Below are 20,944 nucleotides of genomic sequence, written 5' to 3'. Positions count from 1 at the left end.
CAGGCGCTGCAGCAGTCGCCGGCGCGCAGCAGCAGCGCGGTCCGCCAGCGGGCGGCACACGCGGCCGGCCACCCGGCGGACCGCGCGGCGGACGCCGAAGCGCGCCGCCTGCTGCAGCAGAGCCGCTTCCGGCTGCCGCTGCTGCCGACGACGACGATCGGCAGCTTCCCGCAGACGCCGGAAGTGCGCAGCGCCAGACAGAAGTGGCGCAAGGGCGAGTGGAGCGATGCGCAGTATGAAGCCTTTATCCAGGAGCAGATCCGCGACTGGATCTCCATCCAGGAGGAGCTGGGACTGGATGTGCTGGTGCACGGGGAGTTCGAGCGCACGGATATGGTGGAATTTTTCGGCGAGAAGCTGGCCGGCTTTGCCTTTACCTCGCTGGGCTGGGTGCAGTCTTACGGCTCCCGCTGCGTGAAGCCGCCGATTATATACGGTGACGTGGAATTTACAGCACCGATGACCGTTGCCGAAACGGTATACGCGCAGTCCTTGACGAAAGCTCCGGTGAAGGGCATGCTGACCGGGCCGGTCACGATTCTGAACTGGTCGTTTGTGCGCGACGATCTTTCCCGCCAAGAGGTCGCTTTCCAGATCGCACTCGCTCTGCGTGAGGAGGTCGAAGCGCTGGAAGCGGCTGGAATCGGCATGATCCAGGTGGATGAGCCGGCGCTGCGGGAAGGGCTGCCCCTCAAACGCGCACAGTGGCCGCAGTATCTGGAGTGGGCGGTTAAAGCGTTCCGGTTGTCTACGGCATCCGTGAAGAATGAAACGCAGATCCATACCCATATGTGCTACAGCGAATTTAACGATATCATTGAAGCAATCAGCGCGCTGGATGCGGACGTCATCTCCATCGAGACTTCGCGCAGCCACGGCGAATTGATCGAAAGCTTTGAAGAATACACCTATGACAAAGGAATCGGCCTGGGCGTTTACGATATACACAGCCCGCGCGTGCCGGATGTCGGAGAGATGAGCACAATGATCGACCGCGCCCTGCGGGTGCTCAAGCCGTCCCAGTTCTGGATTAATCCCGACTGCGGCCTCAAGACCCGTAAGGATGAGGAGACGGTGCTGGCTCTGAAAAATATGGTCGAGGCCACCCGCCTGGCCCGCGAGAAGTACGGCGTTAAAGCCTGATTATCCGCGCAAATTTCAATGAAATGACAAGAATTTCAGGCAGGCTCCGGCGCAGACCGGGCCTGCTTTATTTTTTCAGACAGAATTCCAGGCATTTATCCAGAATTTAGGGTTACAGCACTAGAACAGAGCTATTGCAGCCCCTGGAAATATCAGGTACGATTTTAGTGAAAAGATGGGAGGTTCGCTGATGAGTGAGGGCAAAACGAACGCCATGCGGATTCTGGACAAGGCTGACATTCCTTATACCATCATGAATTATGATCATGAGGACGGTCAAATTCATGGGACCGCCGTAGCAGACAAGATCGGCAGGCCGCCGGAAACCGTTTATAAAACGTTAGCCGCGCACCAGGGAAGCAGCATTTACATCTTTGTTATCCCGGCAGCGGCGGAGCTGGATTTGAAGAAAGCGGCCAAAGCGGCCGGAGAGAAGAAGATCGAAATGCTTCCGGTCAAGGAGCTGCTGAAATGGACAGGGTACATCCGCGGCGGCTGCTCTCCTGTCGGGATGAAGAAGCTCTACCCTACGTTTATCGACGCCAGTGCAGAGAGGCTGGACAGCATGGCTGTTAGTGCAGGGCGGGTCGGCACCCAGATGGAGCTGAGTCCGCAGCAGCTTGCCGCTCAGGTGAAGGCGCTCTTCCTGCCGCTGATTAAAGATATGAATGAGGATGCGCACGAAGGTTAAACGGCTTCTTACCAGCCCGCATTCCTTTGGTGCAAGATATTAAACAGTGTTTAATTTACATTAACACAAAATTTACACAGCATTTACATTGCGTTTACACGAATTTCAACCCGGCAAAGTACAATTACATAGTTAAGCCAGTTAAGTTTATGCTGACAATCGGAGGACCGGCATGTTGAGGGAAATGAAGACAGGACGTTATGTGAACCGTGATTTGAGTTGGGTCGAGTTCAACCGGAGAGTGCTGCAGGAAGCCCAGGTCAGTGAGACACCGCTGCTTGAAAGATTGAAGTTTCTAGGTATTGTTGCCAGCAATTTGGACGAGTTTATGGCGGTAAGGGTCGCCGAGACCCGGGAGAAGATCAAGGCCGGCTTCACGCAGAAGGATTTTACCGGATATGCTCCTTCGGGATTGTACCGCAGGCTGGCCAAACGGATTAACCAAATGGTGACAGAGCAGTACAAGAGCTATCGCGAACTGATGCGGATGCTGGACAAGAAGGGCGTTACTTTTCAGGAATACGGCGATCTGAATGCTACTCAGCAGAAAGCGATGGACCATTACTACCACAATATTGTCTTTCCGCTGCTGACGCCGATGGCGGTCGATCAGAGCCGCCCGTTTCCTTTGGTGCATACAAAATTTGTTTACTTATCCGTCATTTTACGGCGGGAGGATTCGGACAGCGAGGAGGATACCTATTTTGCAATTGTACAGGTGCCCTCCAATGTGCCGCGCTTTGTGCCTGTGCCGCTTCGGGCCAACAGCAAGCGCAAATCGTTTATCCTGATTGAAGAGCTGATCAAGCACCATATCCAGACGCTGTTTACCGGTTATACGCCGCTGGCCGTCCATGAATTCCGGTTAACCCGGAATGCGGATTTGACCATCAATGAGGAAGAGGCGGAGGACCTGCTGGAGGAGATTGAAAAAGAGCTTCGCCGGCGCAGACGCGGGGCGCCTGTCCGGCTTGAGGTGCAGAAAGGGATTCACCCGGATGCGCTTGCCGAGCTTCAGGACGAGTTCGAGCTGGAGGATATTTATGAGATCGATGGACCGCTTGATCTGAGCTATCTGATTGGTTTTGCCGATGCCGCGGATGGCGTTGCGCATTTGAAATACCCGCCGATTCAGCCCGTATATCCGCAGGAGCTGGCTCCCTACGACAGCCATTTCGATGTGCTGGGCAAACAGGATGTGCTGATGTACCATCCCTATGAATCGTTTGATGCGGTGACGGACTTTGTGGTGGAGGCCGCGGAGGATCCGAAGGTTATGGCCATCAAGATGACGCTGTACCGGGTAAACGGGGATTCCCAGCTGATCCCGGCACTGGCCCATGCGGCGGAATGCGGCAAACAGGTCACTGTTGCGGTCGAATTGAAAGCGCGGTTTGATGAGGAGAGAAATATCGCCTGGGCAAGAAAGCTGGAGAAAGCCGGATGCCATGTCGTATACGGGCTTGTCGGCCTGAAGACCCACGCAAAGATTATTCTTGTTGTCCGCCGGGAGCAGCAGGGACTGCGCCGGTACGTGCATGTTGGAACGGGGAACTATAATGCCAGCACGGCCAAAGTCTACACGGATGTGGGGCTGTTCACCTCCAATCCGGTCATCGGCGATGACGCTTCCGAGCTGTTTAATGAGATCACCGGATTCTCCGGCCCGAAAAATCTCAAGGCGCTGCGAATCGCGCCAAACGGCTTGAAGGACGAGCTGTTCCAGCTGATCCGGCGCGAGGCGGAGCATGCCAGAAACGGGAAGAAAGCCCGGATTATCGCGAAGATCAACTCGTTATCCAATCAGGAGATCATTGATGAGCTGTATCTGGCTTCACAGGCCGGGGTGCGGATTGATCTTATTGTCCGCGGCGTCTGCTGCCTGCGTCCGGGTGTTGAAGGGCTCAGCGAGAATATCCGGGTCATCAGCATAGTGGACCGGTTTCTCGAGCACAGCCGCATCTTCTATTTCGAAAATAACGGCGATCCGGACGTGTATCTGTCAAGCGCGGACTGGATGACCCGGAATTTCAAACGGCGGATTGAATTGATGTGCCCGGTGTACGATCCTGCTGCGAAGAAGATGGTGGTCAGCATTCTTCTTCTGCAGCTGAAGGACAACGTCAGGGCCAGAGAGCTTCAGCCAAACGGCAATTATGTATTTGTGAAAAATGAAGAGCCCCCGCTGCGAAGCCAGACGGAGGCGATGAATATTACTTCCTGGAAGCCGCAAGATGTTCCCATGACAACTTGATCTTCCAGGCTTCTTCCAGGTCCTTGGAGGCTTCCTCCATGCGGCTGTACTGGACAAGCGGCTCTGCGGTACTGTGCAATTGCACGTGCAGCGAGCCGTTTTTTGCTGTGACAGAAATGTCTGTAACCACCGGCGTACTGCGGATCGCCTTCGCCAGCATCAGCAGGGAGCCTAAACGGTGGACCCGCTCTGTGTCCGAGTCCTTGAGAATATCCTCATGCTGCTGAAGAAGCTGCGGCGTCCGCTTCTTGGGATGATAATCTGCCGCAACGGCGCTGAGCACAGCTTCGCGGTGTGACAATCCGTAAATGCCGCCGTACATGATGCGATAAACGGCGTGCTGGCTGCTCTTGTAATAATTGACCAGAATCCCGGAGTCGCTGAGCATTGCAGCCGTATACATGACGGCATCGTCCCGCTCATCCGGCTGCTTCTCTTCAAGTGCTTTGTATATTTTGACCATATCCTCGTAGGTCTGCTGCAGCGGCTCCTCAGGAGCCGGAGGGCCAAACTGGAGGATATTGCGGATGCTGGTCTTCAGCGCATCCTGGACAACCGGCTGCTCCGGTGCGAACCAGTCGCGGAACAAGCCGTCTCTAAGCCCCGCTCCGCTGACGATGCAGCGGTCTGCGTTGACGGTTTGGAAGATGGTCTGCAGGATCAGCAGGCCGGGCACGATCAGATCGGCGCGGTCTTTGGACAAGCCGGGTATTTTTTTGCGGAAGGAGGAGGTTTCATAAGGCAGGAGCTCTGCCATTTCGTCGATGATTTTACCTTCCATTTCATAATGATGAACGGCTTGCAGCGAATATTTGATCTGGCGCTGGTGCATTTTGGCCACTGTCCGGACGGTTCCTCCAAGACCGATCAGCGGGAGCTCCGGGTTCTCCTGCACCCAGTCAAGCGGCTCAAGCGCGTCCTTAATCACCTCGCGCAGCGCTTCGACCTGTTCTTTGTCCCACTGCTCCGAGGTGGAGAAGCGCGCCTGCGCATTGACGGCCCCCAGCGGAATGGATACGCTGTGCAGCAGCTTCCGTCCGCGGAACAGGCTCAGCTCTGTGCTGCCTCCGCCAATGTCGACAATCATCCCGTCCTGAACGTCCGTCGACTGGACTACGCCGAGGAAGCCGTAATAGCCTTCCTGCTCGCCGGATACACGTTCAATGGTGAGGCCGGTCTCTGCTTCAAGCCAGCCGATAATTTCCTTGGAATTGGCGGCGTTGCGGATAGCGGCGGTAGCTGCCGCGCGGATATGCGCAGTCTGGTAACTCTCGCAGATCGCCTTGAACTGCTGAAGCACATTGACGGCCGCGTCCAAATGGCTGCGGGGAATGCTGCCGTCCGATTCTACCTCGCGGCTCAGGCGGGCGGAATATTTATTTTCATAAATGATCCGGTAGGCGCCGACGGGAGCGATTTCATAAATGACAAGCCGGATGGAGTTGGAACCGATATCAATAATGCCGATATTCTGATGATTTCCGGTATTCTGATGATTTCCGGTATTCTGGTGAGTCCTAGTATTCTGATGGTTCATAGGCTTCTCCTTAAAGGGGTTATTCAGTAATATGACGTTAACACGCGGACTGCCGGATTTCAATGCTGCGGAGATTAGGTTAGTAAGCAGCCCAATAAAGAGATTAATAATAGGTTACCCGCCTAATGAGCAGGCAAACCTGTGTGCCGGCAGGCCTTTCGGATTTATTTTTCCACAGTCCCCAAATCATTCAAATTTTAAACGAAAATCGTGATAAAAGTCTCACCCTCCCTGTAAATAGACATGTTACGATAGCCGGGTCAGAAGCATAAAGAGGATGGTGGACGATATGAGTCATAGGAAAGGAAAACGGTTATCCGTCTATATTGTCGTTTTGGTCATGCTGCTCGGGTTCGCTGCAGCAGTTATATACGGTCTGAAATCCGGCGAAACCGGGGACTCCGCTACAGCATCCGGCACGAAAGCCAACACGCCTTCTTTCTCCCAGACCTACTACATTTATGATACGGTTGTAAACATCAAGATTTACGGGGACAAAGCCTCGCAGCAGAATATGGATGAAATCAAGCAGATGCTCGAGCGGATGGATAATGAGCTGAGCCGGACCAAGGCCGGCGGGGAATTGTACAAGGTCAACCAACTGGCTGGCGAGCAAGCTGTGCAGGTTTCAGACGAAACCCTCGAAGCTGTCAAGCAGGCGGTAGCTTATGCCAAGGAAACGAACGGCCTGTTTGATCCGACCATCGGCCCGCTGGTAGACTTGTGGGGCATCGGCACGGACAAGGCCCGTGTCCCGTCCCAGCAGGAGATTGACGCAGCCCTCAAGCTGGTTAACTACAAGGATATCCAGATTGATGAAGCAGCCAAGACGGTGAAGCTGGCGATGAAAGGCATGATCCTGGATCTGGGCGGCATAGGAAAAGGCTTCGCGGCCGACAAAGTGGCGGAATATTTGAGAAGCCAGGGCATTACCAGCGCCTTGATCGACCTGGGCGGCAGCAGCATCATTACGATCGGGACAAAACCGGACGGCTCGCTGTGGAACATCGGCCTGCAGGACCCGGATCAGAGCCGGGGCACCCAGCTAGGCACAATCAAGATCAACAACGAAGTCATAGACAACTCGGGTGTTTATGAACGCTTTTTCATGCAAAACGGCATCCGGTATCATCATATTCTGGATCCGCGGACCGGGTACCCTTCCCAGAACGGGATTAAGAGCTTAACGATTATGAGTTCGAACGCAACGGATGCAGATGCTCTGTCAACGGGGGTATTTCTGATGGGAGTCAAGGATGGATTGGCCTATCTTGAATCGCTGCCGGAGCAGATTGAAGCCTTCTTTGTCACGGATGATAACAAAATTTACGCTACACCGAGTATTAAAGAAAGACTGAAAATTACAGATTCTACCTATTCGCGGGGCAATTAACTTCTTTCTAAATATATTTGTAAGCAGGCAAGGTCTTTACCCACTCTTTTTATACCAATTCTACATTTAATGGTAATAGAGGGGAGGGGATCTTATGCAGGGCCGAAGCTCGGCAAACGCCATGGGAATTGACGTCTCGCATCATAACGGCACAATAGACTGGAAGGCGGTGGCGTCAGGCGGTTATTCCTTTGTGTACATCAAAGCCAGTGAAAGCACTACCTATAAGGATCCGATGTTTACAGCTAATGTGACCGGGGCGAAAAATGCGGGCCTGCTGGTTGGCGCGTATCATTTCCTTCAGGCAGCGACAGCAGCACAAGCCGTAGACGAGGCGGCAAATTTTGCAGCAGCAATCGCGGCAGCAGGCGGGTCAGCCAGTCTGGATCTGCCGCCTGTCCTGGACTACGAGATTAATCCGTCCGGACTGGATCAAAGCGGGATCAATAAGGTTGCCAGCGCCTTTCTGACGGAGATTGAGAGAACCACTTCAAGAAAGCCGATCATTTATTCGGGCAACAGCTTCGCTCAGAACTTTACGGCATCCCTCGGGAATTACGCGTTGTGGGTAGCCAGATACAATACAGAGGCTCCCTGGAACGTTGAAGCTTGGACAGCATGGACGTTTTGGCAGTACAGCGAGACAGGCTCGGTTCCGGGGATATCAGGTGCTGTTGACCTGGATGTGTTCAGCGGGTCGGTGACAGAGCTGAAAGCTTGGGCCGCCGGACAATCAAACGGAGAGGATGAGGATGAAGTGGCGAAGCTGGAAGAACTGCAGAAAGTGATTGAAGCGCAGGAGAAGCGCATAGCAGCGATGGAGAAGAAGCTTAACATGTCAGGGAACCAGCCGGTACCGTCATGGGCAGTATCTGCTGTCAACGCAGGTCTAGCAGTAGGGGCACTCTCGAATACGACGGATAAGAGCACTTCCGATTTCATTGCGCTCCAAATGCTGAAGAATCTGGGGCTGCTGGATCCGAAAGCTGTGAAAGCGATTAAAAACCTGGCTAAATAAAATAATACAGCCTCAGGCGGCGGGACCATAGGTTAAGCAATCTGGCCGATACAGCCATTTAAACGGGATATTAAATTGGATAAGAAACTTGAAACCGCAGGGATAAAGCTTAAGTAACATGCTTTATCCCTGCGGTTATTTATGAACAGCAATCAGGAAGCTCTTATAATCCCCTGTTTGTGAACTTGAGCAGAGGCGGCGTAATCAGCGTGGTAACCATTACTACAAGAACAACAGCTGTAAAATAAGACTCTGACAGCAGACCGGAAGCGAGGCCTGTTGCCGCCAGTATAAGCGCGACTTCCCCCCGGGAGACCATTCCGGCTCCGATCGCCGACGAGGAGCGAACGGAGAAGCCGGTCAATCTGGCTCCCAGTCCGCCGCCGATCCATTTTGTAAGAACAGCCGTAATGCTGAGCAGGATAATCATCCACAGCTGATCCAGGACGTCTTCGAAGCTGACCTTCAAACCGATGCTGACGAAGAAGACCGGGACAAACAGTGCATAAGCGAGAGGCTCAATCCGGGCCTCCACTTTAGGTTTGGAGGGAGTAATGGAAACGGAAATTCCTGCGATAAAGGCGCCGATGATCCCGGCCACGCCCATAAATTCAGCAAAATAAGCAAAGCCAAAACAAATGATCAAACTGCCGGAAAGGGCTGCTTCGGTCACCCGGAGTTTACCGAACAGCTTCATAAACCAAGGAACAAGGAACCAGGCTGCTGCAATAGAAACCCCAAAGAAGATTAGCTTCTTTCCTGCCACCCAAACCAGGGAGGCACCAGTGTCCGTTCCCAGAAAGCTGAGCATGAAAGCCAGCATCAGCACAACCACAACATCATCAATAATGGCAGCCCCCAATATAGCCGCCCCTTCTCTTGATCTCAGCCGGTTCATCTCTTTCAAGGTCTGGACCGTAATACTGACCGAGGTAGCCGAGAGAAGGAGTCCCAGAAACAGAGCCTGAGATTGGCCTAGTCCCAAAGTCAGGGCGGCTGAATAACCGCCTATTATCGGAATAATGATGCCGCCAAATGCGACAGCTGCGGACGTTCTCCAGTTGTCGCGGAGCTGCTTTAAGTCGGTCTCCAGTCCAGCTATAAACATCAAGAGCAGGACGCCAATTTCGGAGAACACGCGCAGCAATTCTTCTTCATGCACCCATCCCAGCACGGCGGGGCCAATCAGAATTCCGGCAAGCAGCTTTCCCAGAACAGAAGGCTGGCCTAGTCGTGCCGCTGCGTCTCCTGCCAGCTTAGTAACCACAAGAATCAAGCTTAACGTCAATACAAACTCCATAATCAAACCCCTTTCTGCAGCAAAACAAAAAGGAGCCGCAAACACAGAGCTCCCGTTAGTACCCGCAAAAAGACAGCAAGGAGCCTGCGTTGGCAGGCTCCTCCAAGTTTGCATATGCAATTTAATTTAATTCAATTCAATTCCTACAGGACTTCATTATAACACGGTACTGCCCCTCCATAAACCCCGGACTAATGTCCAATCTTCCGGGATCGGGACATTTGTCTATACCTGTGGGCAGCAGGCGGCATATACTGCTTCTGTAATTGAACATAAGGAGGTATTTAACATGACAAATGTTGCAGATGGAGCACGCGGCGGTATGCCTGGTGCAGGATACACTTCTACAGGCGTTATCTTGGTATTGTTCATCCTGCTCGTCATTATCTCCAGAACTTTCTTTCTGTAATTGTAAGAATAACAAAACCTCTCCGGTTCATCCGGAGAGGTTTTTGTTTGTTAAAAATGCTGAAATGTTGCATTCTCTGCCTTGGCTGTCTCCCCGATCCTCATTATTATTTTTAACAAACAGGCTGAATCTGGAAAGAGGCGGAGGGACACAGAAGTGAAGAATTATATAATCGGAATTGACTTGGGCGGGACAAATATCAAATTCGCCATCTATGATCTTCATCTAAACGAGTTATTGGAACGAACTGCTGCAACGGAAGCGGAGCAGGGGCCGGCGCATGTTCTCGGCCGCATTACAAGCCATGTCCTTGACATGATGAACGGCCTCGGCATCCTCCAGGATCAGATTCTGGCCATGGGAATTGGAGTTCCGGGCCTGCTTGATCCGGAGCAGGGACTCTCGATTTTCTCGCCGAATTTTCCGGGCTGGGAACAGATCGAGGTTGTACATATTCTGCAGCAAGCGTTTGATTTTCCAATCTTCATTGATAATGATGTCCGTGTGAATTTATACGGGGAATGGCTGTACGGTGCCGGGCAGGGCTTCAGAAATGCAGTATTGATTACAATTGGAACCGGCCTTGGGGCGGCTGTTGTCCATGATGGCCGGATGATGTACGGAACCACGTCAAGCGCAGGAGAAATCGGGCATATGAACATGTACCGGGAAGGCCGTCCGTGCCGCTGCGGCAGCTCGGGCTGTCTGGGCAGATATGTGTCCGCACTGGGCATGATCCGCACCTTCAAAGAGAAGGTTGAACAAGGAAAGAGCAGCCCTCTGGCCAAACATTTGGGAGATCAGCTGGATCTGCTGACGGCTGCAAGGATATCGGAAGCTTATGATCAGGGAGATCCTCTGGCGGTTGAAGTGATGGAGGAGACCGGTACTCTTCTGGGATTCGGACTCACTAATGTAATCAATCTGCTGAATCCGGAGATCATTATTGTAGGCGGCGGAGTGTCTGCTGCAGGGGAGCGGCTGTTAGCCCCAACGAGAAAAATCGTGCAGAGCAGGGCCCTCGCTGTGCCGGGCAAAGCCTGCCAAATCGTAACAGGGGCATTGGGCAGCAATGCCGGACGGATCGGCGCCGCAGCTTATGCTATGAAACGGAACGCCAATAAATAGGCTGCAAGCGATTTTCTATTTCCATGGTTTCATCATGCTAGATAGGAACAAGCTTCTTCCCTTTGCATATTCTATTAAATGATATAAATGCGAAAGGGAGTGAAGCTTTGAAAATAACCTTTCCGATTCTTACTCTGTGCAAGGGCGGAGCCCAGCGCATGCTGGCAGAACTGACGAATGGTCTGGCAGAGCGGGGCCATGAGGTTGTCATTCTGATGCCGTCAAGCGGAGAAGTGGAGTACCCGATTACGGCGAAGGTGGTCCGCACACCGTTATTCACAATCAGAGAACAAGATTATCCCGAAAGTGACGTTATCATTTCCAACTTCTATACGACCATCGAGGCGGCACAGGCCGCAAGCGACAATGGGAAGGGCAGACACATTCGGCTGAGTCTATGCTATGAGCCTGCGTTTCTGCCGGATAACCATATTACGTTCCCTACTTATCATGTGACCGATGAGATGGTTGTGCTTTCGAATTGGCAGAAGCAGCTGATTCAAACGCTGCACGGCATTGAAGGCAGGATTGTTCCGGTTGGCATCAGTTCCGAATTCCGTAATCTTCATCTAAGGAAGGAGCAGCCGCTGCAAATCTCCGCCATTTTCCGTATTCCGGAGGGGGGGTATTCGTGGCATCGCGGGCAAGACTACTTGGCGGAGTCTCTTCATAAGGTCAAACAGGCTATACCGGATGTGCAGATCAATATGATTTCGCCGCCGAGCGAGTATCAGGCTTCCCTGGAGCTGCAGAAGCTGAAGAGGGAGTACCAGTTCCAGCTGTTCACGCCCGCTAACGATGAGGAGCTGAATGTCTGCTATAATGAAGCCCACATTTTTGTCAGCTCTTCTATCTACGATACGGCGTCTTTGCCCGGACTCGAGGCGATGAAATGCGGGGCGGCCCTGGCCACGGTGTATTCCGGCGGCAACATGGATTACTGCAAGCCCGGACAGAACTGCCTGCTGTCCTACCGGTACGAGAACCGGCTGAGCCAGGATATCCTTCAGCTCGCCCAGGATCCGGAGCTGCGGAGACGCCTCGCTGCTGCCGGGGAAGAGGAAGCCGGCAAGTGGACCTGGGACCGCAGCGTGGATGCTTTTGAACGGATGCTCGAAGGCATCTGAGCAGCAAGGACTGCACGAATTTTTCACAACGCAAACGGGGTAACTTCCAAGGCGGATGCCTTAGAGTTACCCCGTTTCTATTTTTTAGGATGGCTTCTATTCCAGCGCCTCAATTCGATCCTGGACGGCTTGCCGGTACTGCTGCTGGACAAGCTTCGCTTCCTGCTGCTGTTCTTTGCTGAATTGAATGGTGCCCATCTGGTCATGCATCCGGTAGTTGATTAAAGTCATGTCCATGATATGAAAAGGAACCCGCAGCGCAATCCGCATCCATAGGTCGTAATCGTGCGCATACTTCAGCGTCTCATCAAACTCTCCCGCCTCACGGAGCAGGCTCATTTTGGCCATGACCGTACAGCCGTGCACAAAGCAGCCCTGCATCATTTTTTGCAGAAAGAGCTTTTCCTTGATAGGATCAAGGCCATTATTGTATGCGATAATCGTCCCTTCCTGATTGATCACATTGAATTTCGTACAGCTGATCTCCGCATTCATTTGCTGCATAAACCGCAGCTGCTCCTCCGTCTTCCAGGGAGCGAACACATCGTCCGAGCTCAGCCAGCAGAAATAGTCCCCGGTCGCGCGGCGGAGTCCTTCATTGAGGGCGGTGGCGGTACCGCCGTTTTCCTTGCGGAAGTAACGAATCCGGTCCATATAGGGGGCAAGAAGTTCCGTATGCCTGGTTGATCCGTCATCGACGAGAATCAGCTCAATATGAGGATAGGTCTGGCTCAGCACACTTTCGATGGCCTGCTGGACATACGGACAATTGTAGAAAGGGATGACGACGGAAACCTTTGGAGCCTGAATCTCCTGAATCGCCTGAATATCCGCTTTACTCACATCGACGCACCTCCTTCCTGCCAGCTTATCTTGTAAAGCGTATAATCGCTGGAATGCTCATATATCCAGGCTCTCATCTCCTGCAGCATCTCCGCATAGGCCGGGACTGGATACGTGAAGTCGGACCGGGTATTAACCAGGCTCTTATCCGAGGAGAGACCGTCGTAGGGCACGATCGTGACATTCGGGCAGCTAAAAATGCTCTGAATAAGAGTCAGCAGATCGAATTTGCTTATTTTGTGCGGAGAAGTGAGGTGGACCAGACCGGAAAGCTGCTCCTGCCCCAGAACCCAGCCGATGGCCTTGGCGAGCTCAAGCGTCGTAACCCCGCTCCAGTACACGCGTTCATATCCGCGAATTTCCCCTTGCTGCTGCATGAACCAATGGAACAGGCCGATCCCGCCTGGCTTCAGCTCCGGTCCGATGATCGAGGTACGGATGGTGAGATGCGGGTCCTGGTGAACCTCGCCGAGCCGTTTCGTCCGGGCATAGAGAGTATATCCGTCCGCTACATCCTGCTCTGTATACCCGCCGCGGCGGCCCGAGAACACGCAGTCCGTACTGATATGAATCAGCCTGAAGCCAAGCTCGTTCCCCAGCTGCACCAGCCGGTGCGGCAGGAAGCTGTTCACATAGATGGCGTTCAGCTGCCGCCGGTCCGCCTCCTCGTTCAGCAGGCCGACGGCGTTGATGACCACTTGCGGCTTCACCTGCAGCAGGATTTGTCTCAATTGCTGTTCATCCATGACATCCAGCTCCAGGGTTTGCGCATCTCCGCTGCCGGCTCCGCTATCGTCCGCCAGTCTGCGGACCGTACACCATACCTCCGCCGCAGTCCCGGAACGCAAATAACCGGTAATGACATGCCCAGCCATTCCTTGTCCGCCCAGAACGAGAATGGTCATGACAGGAAGCCGCCCAGCCGGAGCATTTCTGCAATTTCCTCCCGGCTCATGAAGCTGCGGTTGGATTCGTATTCCTCATTCACCGCTTCGTTCAGATCCTTGTAATGCGCTTTGATTTGTTCGCTGGGCTGGGCGGGGAGGATGACAAAGTACTGCTCGTCGTAATGATAGGCGTGCGAGGCTTCATATTTGGTCAGCAAGGCTTCATGGAGCTTCTCGCCTGCGCGGATTCCGATTTCCTTCACCGCTGCCGGACTGTCGGCAAACTGCTCAATGAGCACCTGAGCCAAGTCGCTGATTTTGCAGGAGTTCATCTTCAAGACGAAGATTTCGCCTCCGATAGACGCTTCCGCTGCTTTGAGCAGGAGCCCGATGCAATCGGACAGGGTCAAGAAGAACCGGGTCATCTCGGTGGAGGTCAAGGTCACATCCTGGCCTTCGGCGATCTGGTTCTTGAAGAACGGAACCACGCTGCCGCTGCTTCCGAGCACGTTGCCGCCCCGGACGCACACAAATTTCGTGTGATGATCCTTCGAGTTGGCATGAATGATCAGCTTCTCGCCGATCGCTTTGGTGAGCCCGTACAGATTGATAGGGTCTACCGCCTTATCCGTGGATACGTTGATGACCTTGTCTACCTGATGCCTGATGCTGGAGCGGATAATGTTCTCTGTACCGGTAATATTGGTCTTGATCGCTTCATACGGCTGCTCCTCGCAGATCGGCACATGCTTGAGAGCAGCGAGATGGAAGACGTAGTTCACGCCTCTGCATGCCTCCGACACGGCCTGGGGATCACGGACATCTCCGATTACAAATTTCAAGACAGGGTTGCCCCGGAAGGCCCGCAGCATCTTGACCTGCGCATCCTCGCTTCTGGAGAAGACCCGGATTTCCTTCGGGTTATAGGTCAGAAGCCGTTTGGTGAGCTCGTGACCCCAAGAGCCGGTTCCGCCTGTAATCAAGATCGTTTTGTCCTTAAACATTCCATACTCCTCCCACAATCATCTAGCAAAGAACTGTAAATGAATACTTTGTATGTTATTCGAGCAAAAGCATAGTGAAACGGTATTTGGCTAGCAGAGCAGAAATAACATACAAGAATGCTAGCCTTAGGGAGCAGGCTATACACAATGGAAGGAAGACACATACTATAATCTCTGAATGATCTTTGAATGATCTTTGAATGATCGGAAGGGGGAGCCCAAAATGAAAGTTTTGTTCGTGTTCTATATTCCCAGCGGCGGGGTCGAGACTCTGAATCGTCACCGGTGCAGGGCGCTCAAGGAAGCGGGAATTACGACTCATTTGCTCTATCTATTGCCTGGAAAAGGGATGCAGAATATTAAAGATATTCCGACCTTTATCACCAATAAGAATGACGAAATCGCGCAAATCCTGAAGGAGGGAAACTATTCAGCGGTTATCGTCGTAAGCGCCCATCCCTATTTGAAGCGGATTCGTTCTCTGGGGTACAGCGGTCTGCTGTTCTGGGAGGTACAGGGCTATGTATCTAAGGAAGGGGCCCTTGAGGAATTCCGGATTGCAAGCCTTGATGTCCTTCAATACTGCAATGGGGTTGTATATCCGGAGACAGCCTATATCAAGGAGATTGCAGCCCATTTCTTTCCGCCGGAGATGTGCTTCAGCTTCCATAATTGCATGGATTTCGAGAGTTTTGCGCATAGAGCTTTGCCCCGGGAAGGCGGGCCGGTCATGGGCTGGGTAGGCAGAATAGAAGAGAATAAGAATTGGAGGGACTTTCTAAGGATTGGGCATAAATTGAGGGAGCAGCATCCGCAGCTCAAGCTATGGATGTTTGAGGATTCTACTCTTTCCGAACCCGGGCAGCGGACCCAATTCATTGAACTCGTTAAAAATTTAGGGCTGGGAGGCAGTCTGACGATCCTGGATAACATCCCCAATGCAGAGATGCCGAATTATTATTCGCGGATAGCCGATTCCGGCGGGTTTCTGTGCTCTACGTCCAAAGTCGAGGGCTTCGGATATGCCGTACTTGAGGCGATTTGCTGCCAATGCCCGGTTCTCTCCACCGATTCCGACGGGGTACGCAGCTTTATCATCCACAACGAGACCGGCAAATTTTATCCTCATGGAGATGTGGATCAGGCCGTCCGGGAAGCTAACAGCTTAATGAAGGATAGACAGCTGCGCAGCCAAATCACGGCGAAGGCCTATGAGCGGGCGCGCCTGCTGTTCGATTCGGCAGCCTACAGCCGGAATTTCCGGCAGATGCTCGAGCAGGCCAAGAGAAACAACAGCTCGAAGTCATAATCCTTGAAAAAAAACGCAAAAAAACAGCCCGCATTCTCATGCAGGCTGTTCTGCGTCAATCAGCCGAACCGGCCGGAAATATACTCTTGGGTCATAGGGTCGGAAGGATTGGTAAAGATCTTCTCCGTCTTGTCGTATTCTACAAGTCTGCCCATGTAGAAGTAGGCGGTATGGCCGGAAATCCGTGCGGCCTGCTGCATGTTGTGCGTTACGATTACGATGCACAGCTGCTCCTTCAGCTGCAGAATCGTCTCCTCGATTTTAGCTGTCGAGACCGGGTCAAGCGCCGAGGCCGGCTCGTCGAGCAGCAGGATTTTTGGCTGAACGGACAACGCCCGGGCAATGCACAGACGCTGCTGCTGTCCGCCTGAGAGAGACAAGGCCGAGGTGTGGAGCCGGTCCTTCACTTCATCCCACAGAGCCGCTTTGCGCAGGCTGTCTTCCACGATATTGTCCAGCTCGGCTTTGTTTCTGACGCCATGATATTTCGGGCCGAAAGCGATATTGGCATAAATGGATTTATAGAATGGGTTGGGGCGCTGCCAGACCATGCCGATATTTTGCCGGAGGACGGTCACATCCGTATCCGGGGCGTTGATATTTTTGCCGTCGATCCAGATGTTCCCTGTCATGCGCGAGCCGGGAATCTCGTCGTTCATCCGGTTCAGGGCTCGAAGGAATGTCGACTTGCCGCAGCCGGACGGACCGATCAGCGCGGTAACCGAATTTTCGGTGAAGGTCAAATCAACGCCTTTAACAGCTTCATTTTGCCCATAGTAAATTTTAAGTTCTTCGGTGCGAAGAATATCCGTCATCTGTATGATCTCCAATTCTTATTTAATGGAAGTAAACTTGCGGTACAGTAATCTTCCTGCCCAGCGGGCGAGCAGGTTGAAGATCAGAACCATCAGAACGAGCACGGCGGAGGATCCTGCTGCAATTTCGGCCGCATCCGGGGAGAGTCCTTCGCTGTTGACTTTCCAGATATGGACAGACAGCGTTTCTGCCGGACGCAGCGGGTTGATCGGCGAATGCAGGCTGGTCGGATTCCAGTCCGTAAAATCCAGCTTCGGCGTCGTCAAGCCCGCGGTGAACAGCAGGGCGGCGGCTTCGCCAAAGATCCGGCCGGCAGCAAGGATCGTGCCTGTAATAATCGCTGGCAGAGCCACAGGGAGCAGGATGGACGTTATAATTTTCCAGCGGGACAATCCCATTGCAAGCCCGGCTTCTTTCTGCTCTCTTGGCACGTTGCGGAAAGCCTGCTCGGTCACGCGGACCATGAGCGGCATATTAAAAATAGTCAGAACCAGCGCGCCCGACAATACGGAAAATCCGAAGTTAAACGTATTAACCAGCACCAGGAGACCAAACAAACCGACAACGATGGAAGGGAAGGAAGACAGCACCTCAACAACAAGGCGAATGGAAACCGTAATCCGGCCTTCCTTGGCGTATTCGGCCATATAGATCCCTGCTCCGATTCCCAGCGGAATCGTGATAATCAGGGTCAGAATCAGCAGATAAACCGAGTTGAACAGCTCAGGTCCAATCCCGCCGCCGGCTTTGATCGTTTCCGGTTCTGCCGTGAGGAAATGCCAGTCGATATGGCTGATCCCTTTGACGAGAATGTACCCCAGCATGCCGACCAGAAGTGCAATAATGAGTGCGGAGAAGGCAATAATAACAAATGTAGCGATCCGGTCTTTCAATTTTGCGCTCAAATTTTAGTCCTCCTTTCAAGCAGACGCACAACCAGAACAAAGACGAAGGTCATCAGCAGCAGAATGAGCGCCATGCTCCACAGCGCGTTATTCTGCACGGAGCCCATGACGGTATTGCTCATGTTCAGCGTAATAACGCTGGTCAGAGTGGAAGCCGATTCAAACAGCGAGCTTGGAATATGCGGGGCATTCCCGATTACCATCTGTACGGCCAGGGCTTCACCAAATGCGCGCGCCATGCCGAGCACGACCCCGGTCAGAATGGAAGGAAGCACGGTTGGAATAACTACCCCGGAAATGGTCTGCCAGCGGGTAGCGCCAAGTCCGTAGGAAGCCTCCTTCAAGTTGCGCGGCAGGGAGGCCAGTGCGTCAGTAGCGATGCTCGTGATCGTCGGCAGAATCATGATCGACAGGACGATGGAGCCGGCTGCGACGCCAATCCCCTGGCCGGGAAAAACGCTGCGCAGAAACGGAACCAGGACGCTGAGGCCGATAAAGCCGTAAACAACGGAAGGGATGCCGGCAAGCAGCTCAACTACCGGCTGAAGCACCTTCTTGCCCCAGTTTGGCGTAATTTCGGTCATAAACAACGCGGCACATACGCTGAGCGGGCTGGCGATGACGGCTGCAAGCAGAGACGTGACAAAGGAACCGAAGATAAAAGGCAGTGCGCCGAATTTATCGGAGTCAGGCTGCCAATTCTGCCCGAACAGGAACCCGGATAGACTTACGCCGTTAACGGCAAAGGTGGAAACTCCTTTACTAGCCACAAAATAAACAATAGAAACAATAATAACAATAAGCAGAGCAACGCAGAAGGTCGTATAGATGCGTCCGATCCATTCTTCAGCCCGGTGTTTGCGGAACAGAAGAGGAGTTTCTTGATTAGCTTTCATGAATGGAGGGGTCTCGTGATTAGCTTTCATGAATGGCCTTCTTTCTCATAATATTTAATAGGGAATCCAGTCCGCCCGAGACAAACGTGAAAATAGAGGTCGAAGGCTTGCGCCTTCGGCCTCCTGATGAGACGAACGGTTAACACATTATTTATTCGTGACGTTGCCGTCCTTATCGCGGGTAACGGTCATTTTGGATACAGGGATGTATCCAAGCTCAACTACGTCACCGTTTTGAACTTCATCGGATACCATGTAGTCCAGGAATGCCTGCGTAGCGGCGTCAGGATCGCCTTTTGTATACATGTGCTCGTAAGCCCAAACCGGATATTTACCGGAAGTCACGTTATCAGCAGTAGGATCTACGCCATCGTATTGAACGGATTGAACGGTGTCGTCAATGTACGAGAAGGCAAGGTAGCCGATTGCGCCGGGAGTTTCATTAACCAGCTTCTTAACAGTGCCTGAGGAATCTTCCTGGATGGAGCCTTTCAGGTCTTCCGTCTTTTGGCCCAGGGCATATTTCTCGAAAGTAGCGCGGGTACCGGAGCTGCTAGGACGATTGATAATAACGATACCTTGATCTTTCCCGCCTACGTCTTTCCAGTTTGTTACTTTGCCGGTGAAGATATCGACCAGCTGCTGTTTCGTCAGGTTTGTAACGCCAACTTCTTTATTAACTACGGCTGCCATAGCTACTACGGCAACTTGATGATCCTTAAGTTCTGCAGCTTTAGCCGCATCGTCGATCTTCTCTTCAGCGAATACGTCGGAGTTGCCGATTTGAACCTGGCCTTCGGATACCTGAGTCAGGCCGGTACCGCTGCCGCCGCCTTGTACTTGAATGGACACATCGCTGTTTGTTTCAGAGAACTTCTTGGCTGCCTGGTCAACAAGCGGCTGCAAAGCTGTGGAGCCGGAAGCGATAATGGAACCGCTCAGCGTAGATTCGGCAGAGGCAGGAGCAGATGAAGCTGTGTTGGCAGAACCGGAAGCGTTGTTAGAAGAGCTGCTGCCGGAAGAGCTGTTATTGTTATTGCCGCAAGCTGCCAGAGAAACGCTGAATGCAAGTGTAAGTGCAAGGACTGCGGATTTACCAAATTTCATGACTTAGGATTCCCCCATACTTGTATTTATTTTCTCGATAGAGTTCTCTTGTCCTCATCGATATTTTCATTATAGAAATCGTTCGTTTGACAGAAGTCAGCTAAATGTAAAATCAATAATAAAAATACTTCTATTTTATCTATGGGATTATAGAAAAAATGTATACTATAGAAAGAGCCGTAGAGGAAGAGGATAAAGAGAGGGGTGGATTCCTTGAATTTAATAAAATTGCAAATTCTAGTGTACATAGAGAAGTTTAAGAAGGTTACGGAGGTTGCCCATGAACTGCAAATGAAGCAGCCGACGGTCACTTTTCATATGAAAAGCCTGGAGGAGGAGCTCGGAGTCACCCTCTACCAAACCAGAGGCGGGCGGGTCTGGCTGAGTGAAGCCGGGAAAGCCCTCTACCCGTACGCGCAGAAAATGACCGCTCTTCTTGGGGAAGCCGAAAGAATGCTGGAGCAGTTTAAGAAGCCGGGGGCCGGCCTGATCAGGCTGGGAGCTGAGGATGCTTATGCGCCGCTGCTGCTGCGCGGTGTCCGGAGACTTGAACAGGCTTATCCGGAGCTGCGGATTGAGGTCCGCTTTGGAGCGGAATCCGAATTGGCTTCCCTGTTCAGCGAAGGTCTGCTCGACGCAGTCCTGATGGAGCAGAGCGCAGCGGGCAGGCTGCAGGGCCGGTTCGAAGCCCTGTTTGAGGATGAGCTTGTCATCATCTGCAGCAGGCATCATAAATGGGCCGGGGGGGGCGGCTTGACCGCTGACGAGATCAGGCAGGAAAGGTTTATCAGCTATGAGGGCTCCGCCTGCCTGAAGGCGGCTGTTTCGTCCTGGACGAAGGAGCACCGGATCGGGCTGCTGAGCATGACGGCCGTATCTTCCTTCACAGCCGCGGTGCAGGCCGTCAAGCTGGGTATGGGCGCCGCTTTCGCTGCCAAGAGGGCAGCCGAGGGTCTGGACCTGGACTTGGATCTGAACTTGGACTTGAATCTAGACTTTGACTCAGAAAGGGCAGACAAAGAAATAGCAGTGCTCCCGCTTGGGGAGACACTGCCTGTTCAATCTTTTACTATGGGATTATTGGCGCATGCCGGAGAGCCGGGGGCCGGGATTACAGCAGAGCTGTCCGAATGGATAAGAAGCTTGGCTTGAACAAGTTCAATTTCAGCTTCAGCCG

At 52.8% G+C, this 20,944-nt stretch carries 19 protein-coding genes; 10 read left to right on the top strand and 9 right to left on the bottom strand.

Going from position 1 to position 20,944, the window contains the following annotated elements; translation table 11 throughout:
* The 3 genes from metE to ppk1 form a co-directional block, all read left to right on the top strand.
* Window positions 1–1,143, top strand: a 1,143-nt coding sequence (metE, locus tag FCN15_RS06980) for a 5-methyltetrahydropteroyltriglutamate--homocysteine S-methyltransferase (RefSeq protein WP_138494276.1), incomplete at its 5' end; no start/stop codon positions are given.
* 190 nt (window positions 1,144–1,333) lie between these two features.
* Window positions 1,334–1,834: a Cys-tRNA(Pro) deacylase gene (gene ybaK, locus FCN15_RS06975; protein ID WP_138494275.1), complete on the top strand. Its 501-nt coding sequence runs from the start codon at window positions 1,334–1,336 to the stop codon at window positions 1,832–1,834.
* A gap of 172 nt (window positions 1,835–2,006) precedes the next feature.
* Window positions 2,007–4,088: a polyphosphate kinase 1 gene (ppk1, locus tag FCN15_RS06970; protein ID WP_138494274.1), complete on the top strand. Its 2,082-nt coding sequence runs from the start codon at window positions 2,007–2,009 to the stop codon at window positions 4,086–4,088.
* Here ppk1 and FCN15_RS06965 read toward each other — a convergent pair.
* Entirely contained in the window at window positions 4,048–5,625 is a 1,578-nt protein-coding gene (locus FCN15_RS06965; RefSeq protein WP_138494273.1) for a Ppx/GppA phosphatase family protein, read from the bottom strand. The two genes, ppk1 and FCN15_RS06965, sit on opposite strands and share 41 nt — an antisense overlap.
* Before the next feature lie 289 nt (window positions 5,626–5,914).
* On the opposite strand from FCN15_RS06965, the gene FCN15_RS06960 reads away from it, so the two are divergent.
* Both FCN15_RS06960 and FCN15_RS06955 read left to right on the top strand, forming a co-directional pair.
* Entirely contained in the window at window positions 5,915–7,018 is a 1,104-nt protein-coding gene (locus tag FCN15_RS06960; RefSeq protein WP_138494272.1) for an FAD:protein FMN transferase, read from the top strand.
* 94 nt (window positions 7,019–7,112) lie between these two features.
* Window positions 7,113–8,036 (top strand): glycoside hydrolase family 25 protein, encoded by a 924-nt coding sequence (locus tag FCN15_RS06955; protein WP_138494271.1) that lies wholly within the window; start codon window positions 7,113–7,115, stop codon window positions 8,034–8,036.
* A 163-nt stretch (window positions 8,037–8,199) separates the two neighbouring features.
* On the opposite strand, the gene FCN15_RS06950 is transcribed toward FCN15_RS06955, so the two are convergent.
* Window positions 8,200–9,336, bottom strand: coding sequence for a cation:proton antiporter (locus tag FCN15_RS06950; protein ID WP_138494270.1), 1,137 nt, complete (start codon window positions 9,334–9,336; stop codon window positions 8,200–8,202).
* Window positions 9,337–9,625: 289 nt separating this feature from the next.
* Here FCN15_RS06950 and FCN15_RS19425 point away from each other — a divergent pair, with 289 nt between their 5' ends.
* The 3 genes from FCN15_RS19425 to FCN15_RS06940 all read left to right on the top strand — a co-directional run bounded on the left by FCN15_RS19425 (window position 9,626) and on the right by FCN15_RS06940 (window position 12,000).
* The gene (locus FCN15_RS19425) at window positions 9,626–9,745 is read left to right on the top strand and encodes a YjcZ family sporulation protein (protein WP_420819553.1); all 120 of its coding nucleotides are present in this window, start codon (window positions 9,626–9,628) and stop codon (window positions 9,743–9,745) included.
* 156 nt (window positions 9,746–9,901) lie between these two features.
* Window positions 9,902–10,873, top strand: a complete 972-nt coding sequence (locus FCN15_RS06945; protein ID WP_138494269.1) for an ROK family protein — start codon at window positions 9,902–9,904, stop codon at window positions 10,871–10,873.
* A gap of 107 nt (window positions 10,874–10,980) precedes the next feature.
* A complete protein-coding gene (locus tag FCN15_RS06940) occupies window positions 10,981–12,000 on the top strand; it encodes a glycosyltransferase family 4 protein (RefSeq protein WP_138494268.1) in 1,020 nt (339 codons plus the stop codon).
* A 96-nt stretch (window positions 12,001–12,096) separates the two neighbouring features.
* On the opposite strand, the gene FCN15_RS06935 is transcribed toward FCN15_RS06940, so the two are convergent.
* Genes FCN15_RS06935 through FCN15_RS06925 form a run of 3 tightly spaced genes read right to left on the bottom strand, consistent with a single transcriptional unit; the run spans window position 12,097 to window position 14,734 of the window.
* A complete protein-coding gene (locus FCN15_RS06935; RefSeq protein ID WP_238996543.1) occupies window positions 12,097–12,843 on the bottom strand; it encodes a glycosyltransferase in 747 nt (248 codons plus the stop codon).
* Window positions 12,840–13,748, bottom strand: a complete 909-nt coding sequence (locus FCN15_RS06930) for a dTDP-4-dehydrorhamnose reductase family protein (RefSeq protein ID WP_138494267.1) — start codon at window positions 13,746–13,748, stop codon at window positions 12,840–12,842. The genes FCN15_RS06935 and FCN15_RS06930 overlap by 4 nt, the downstream gene beginning before the upstream one ends.
* Window positions 13,745–14,734, bottom strand: coding sequence for a polysaccharide biosynthesis protein (locus tag FCN15_RS06925; RefSeq protein ID WP_138494266.1), 990 nt, complete (start codon window positions 14,732–14,734; stop codon window positions 13,745–13,747). The genes FCN15_RS06930 and FCN15_RS06925 overlap by 4 nt, the downstream gene beginning before the upstream one ends.
* 223 nt (window positions 14,735–14,957) lie before the next feature.
* On the opposite strand from FCN15_RS06925, the gene FCN15_RS06920 reads away from it, so the two are divergent.
* Window positions 14,958–16,043, top strand: a complete 1,086-nt coding sequence (locus FCN15_RS06920; RefSeq protein WP_138494265.1) for a glycosyltransferase family 4 protein — start codon at window positions 14,958–14,960, stop codon at window positions 16,041–16,043.
* A 59-nt stretch (window positions 16,044–16,102) separates the two neighbouring features.
* On the opposite strand, the gene pstB is transcribed toward FCN15_RS06920, so the two are convergent.
* The 4 genes from pstB to FCN15_RS06900 form a co-directional block, all read right to left on the bottom strand.
* Complete coding sequence (pstB, locus tag FCN15_RS06915) at window positions 16,103–16,858, bottom strand: phosphate ABC transporter ATP-binding protein PstB (RefSeq protein ID WP_138494264.1); 756 nt, start codon at window positions 16,856–16,858, stop codon at window positions 16,103–16,105.
* Between the two features lie 18 nt (window positions 16,859–16,876).
* Window positions 16,877–17,764 carry a phosphate ABC transporter permease PstA gene (gene pstA / locus FCN15_RS06910; RefSeq protein ID WP_138494263.1) on the bottom strand — a complete coding sequence of 296 codons (888 nt, stop codon included), beginning with the start codon at window positions 17,762–17,764 and terminating at the stop codon, window positions 16,877–16,879.
* Window positions 17,761–18,660 carry a phosphate ABC transporter permease subunit PstC gene (gene pstC / locus FCN15_RS06905; protein ID WP_138494262.1) on the bottom strand — a complete coding sequence of 300 codons (900 nt, stop codon included), beginning with the start codon at window positions 18,658–18,660 and terminating at the stop codon, window positions 17,761–17,763. Before pstC ends, pstA begins: the two co-directional genes overlap by 4 nt.
* Before the next feature lie 147 nt (window positions 18,661–18,807).
* Window positions 18,808–19,767 carry a phosphate ABC transporter substrate-binding protein gene (locus FCN15_RS06900; RefSeq protein WP_138494261.1) on the bottom strand — a complete coding sequence of 320 codons (960 nt, stop codon included), beginning with the start codon at window positions 19,765–19,767 and terminating at the stop codon, window positions 18,808–18,810.
* 213 nt (window positions 19,768–19,980) lie between these two features.
* Here FCN15_RS06900 and FCN15_RS06895 point away from each other — a divergent pair, with 213 nt between their 5' ends.
* Entirely contained in the window at window positions 19,981–20,919 is a 939-nt protein-coding gene (locus tag FCN15_RS06895) for a LysR family transcriptional regulator (RefSeq protein WP_138494260.1), read from the top strand.
* Window positions 20,920–20,944: the final 25 nt, after the last annotated feature.

This window comes from Paenibacillus pinistramenti, assembly GCF_005869875.1.
Classification (GTDB): domain Bacteria; phylum Bacillota; class Bacilli; order Paenibacillales; family Paenibacillaceae; genus Fontibacillus; species Fontibacillus pinistramenti.
Note: the sequence above shows the minus strand (reverse complement) of the source record. Positions and strands in the feature narration are given on the sequence as shown.

What these genes read in the sequence shown, in the direction of transcription:
- ybaK (WP_138494275.1), top strand. Translation starts at nt 1,334, where the DNA reads ATGAGTGAGGGCAAAACGAACGCCATGCGGATTCTGGACAAGGCTGAC.
- ppk1 (WP_138494274.1), top strand. Translation starts at nt 2,007, where the DNA reads ATGTTGAGGGAAATGAAGACAGGACGTTATGTGAACCGTGATTTGAGT.
- FCN15_RS06965 (WP_138494273.1), bottom strand. Translation starts at nt 5,625, where the DNA reads ATGAACCATCAGAATACTAGGACTCACCAGAATACCGGAAATCATCAG.
- FCN15_RS06960 (WP_138494272.1), top strand. Translation starts at nt 5,915, where the DNA reads ATGAGTCATAGGAAAGGAAAACGGTTATCCGTCTATATTGTCGTTTTG.
- FCN15_RS06955 (WP_138494271.1), top strand. Translation starts at nt 7,113, where the DNA reads ATGCAGGGCCGAAGCTCGGCAAACGCCATGGGAATTGACGTCTCGCAT.
- FCN15_RS06950 (WP_138494270.1), bottom strand. Translation starts at nt 9,336, where the DNA reads ATGGAGTTTGTATTGACGTTAAGCTTGATTCTTGTGGTTACTAAGCTG.
- FCN15_RS19425 (WP_420819553.1), top strand. Translation starts at nt 9,626, where the DNA reads ATGACAAATGTTGCAGATGGAGCACGCGGCGGTATGCCTGGTGCAGGA.
- FCN15_RS06930 (WP_138494267.1), bottom strand. Translation starts at nt 13,748, where the DNA reads ATGACCATTCTCGTTCTGGGCGGACAAGGAATGGCTGGGCATGTCATT.
- FCN15_RS06925 (WP_138494266.1), bottom strand. Translation starts at nt 14,734, where the DNA reads ATGTTTAAGGACAAAACGATCTTGATTACAGGCGGAACCGGCTCTTGG.
- FCN15_RS06920 (WP_138494265.1), top strand. Translation starts at nt 14,958, where the DNA reads ATGAAAGTTTTGTTCGTGTTCTATATTCCCAGCGGCGGGGTCGAGACT.
- pstB (WP_138494264.1), bottom strand. Translation starts at nt 16,858, where the DNA reads ATGACGGATATTCTTCGCACCGAAGAACTTAAAATTTACTATGGGCAA.
- pstC (WP_138494262.1), bottom strand. Translation starts at nt 18,660, where the DNA reads ATGAAAGCTAATCAAGAAACTCCTCTTCTGTTCCGCAAACACCGGGCT.
- FCN15_RS06900 (WP_138494261.1), bottom strand. Translation starts at nt 19,767, where the DNA reads ATGAAATTTGGTAAATCCGCAGTCCTTGCACTTACACTTGCATTCAGC.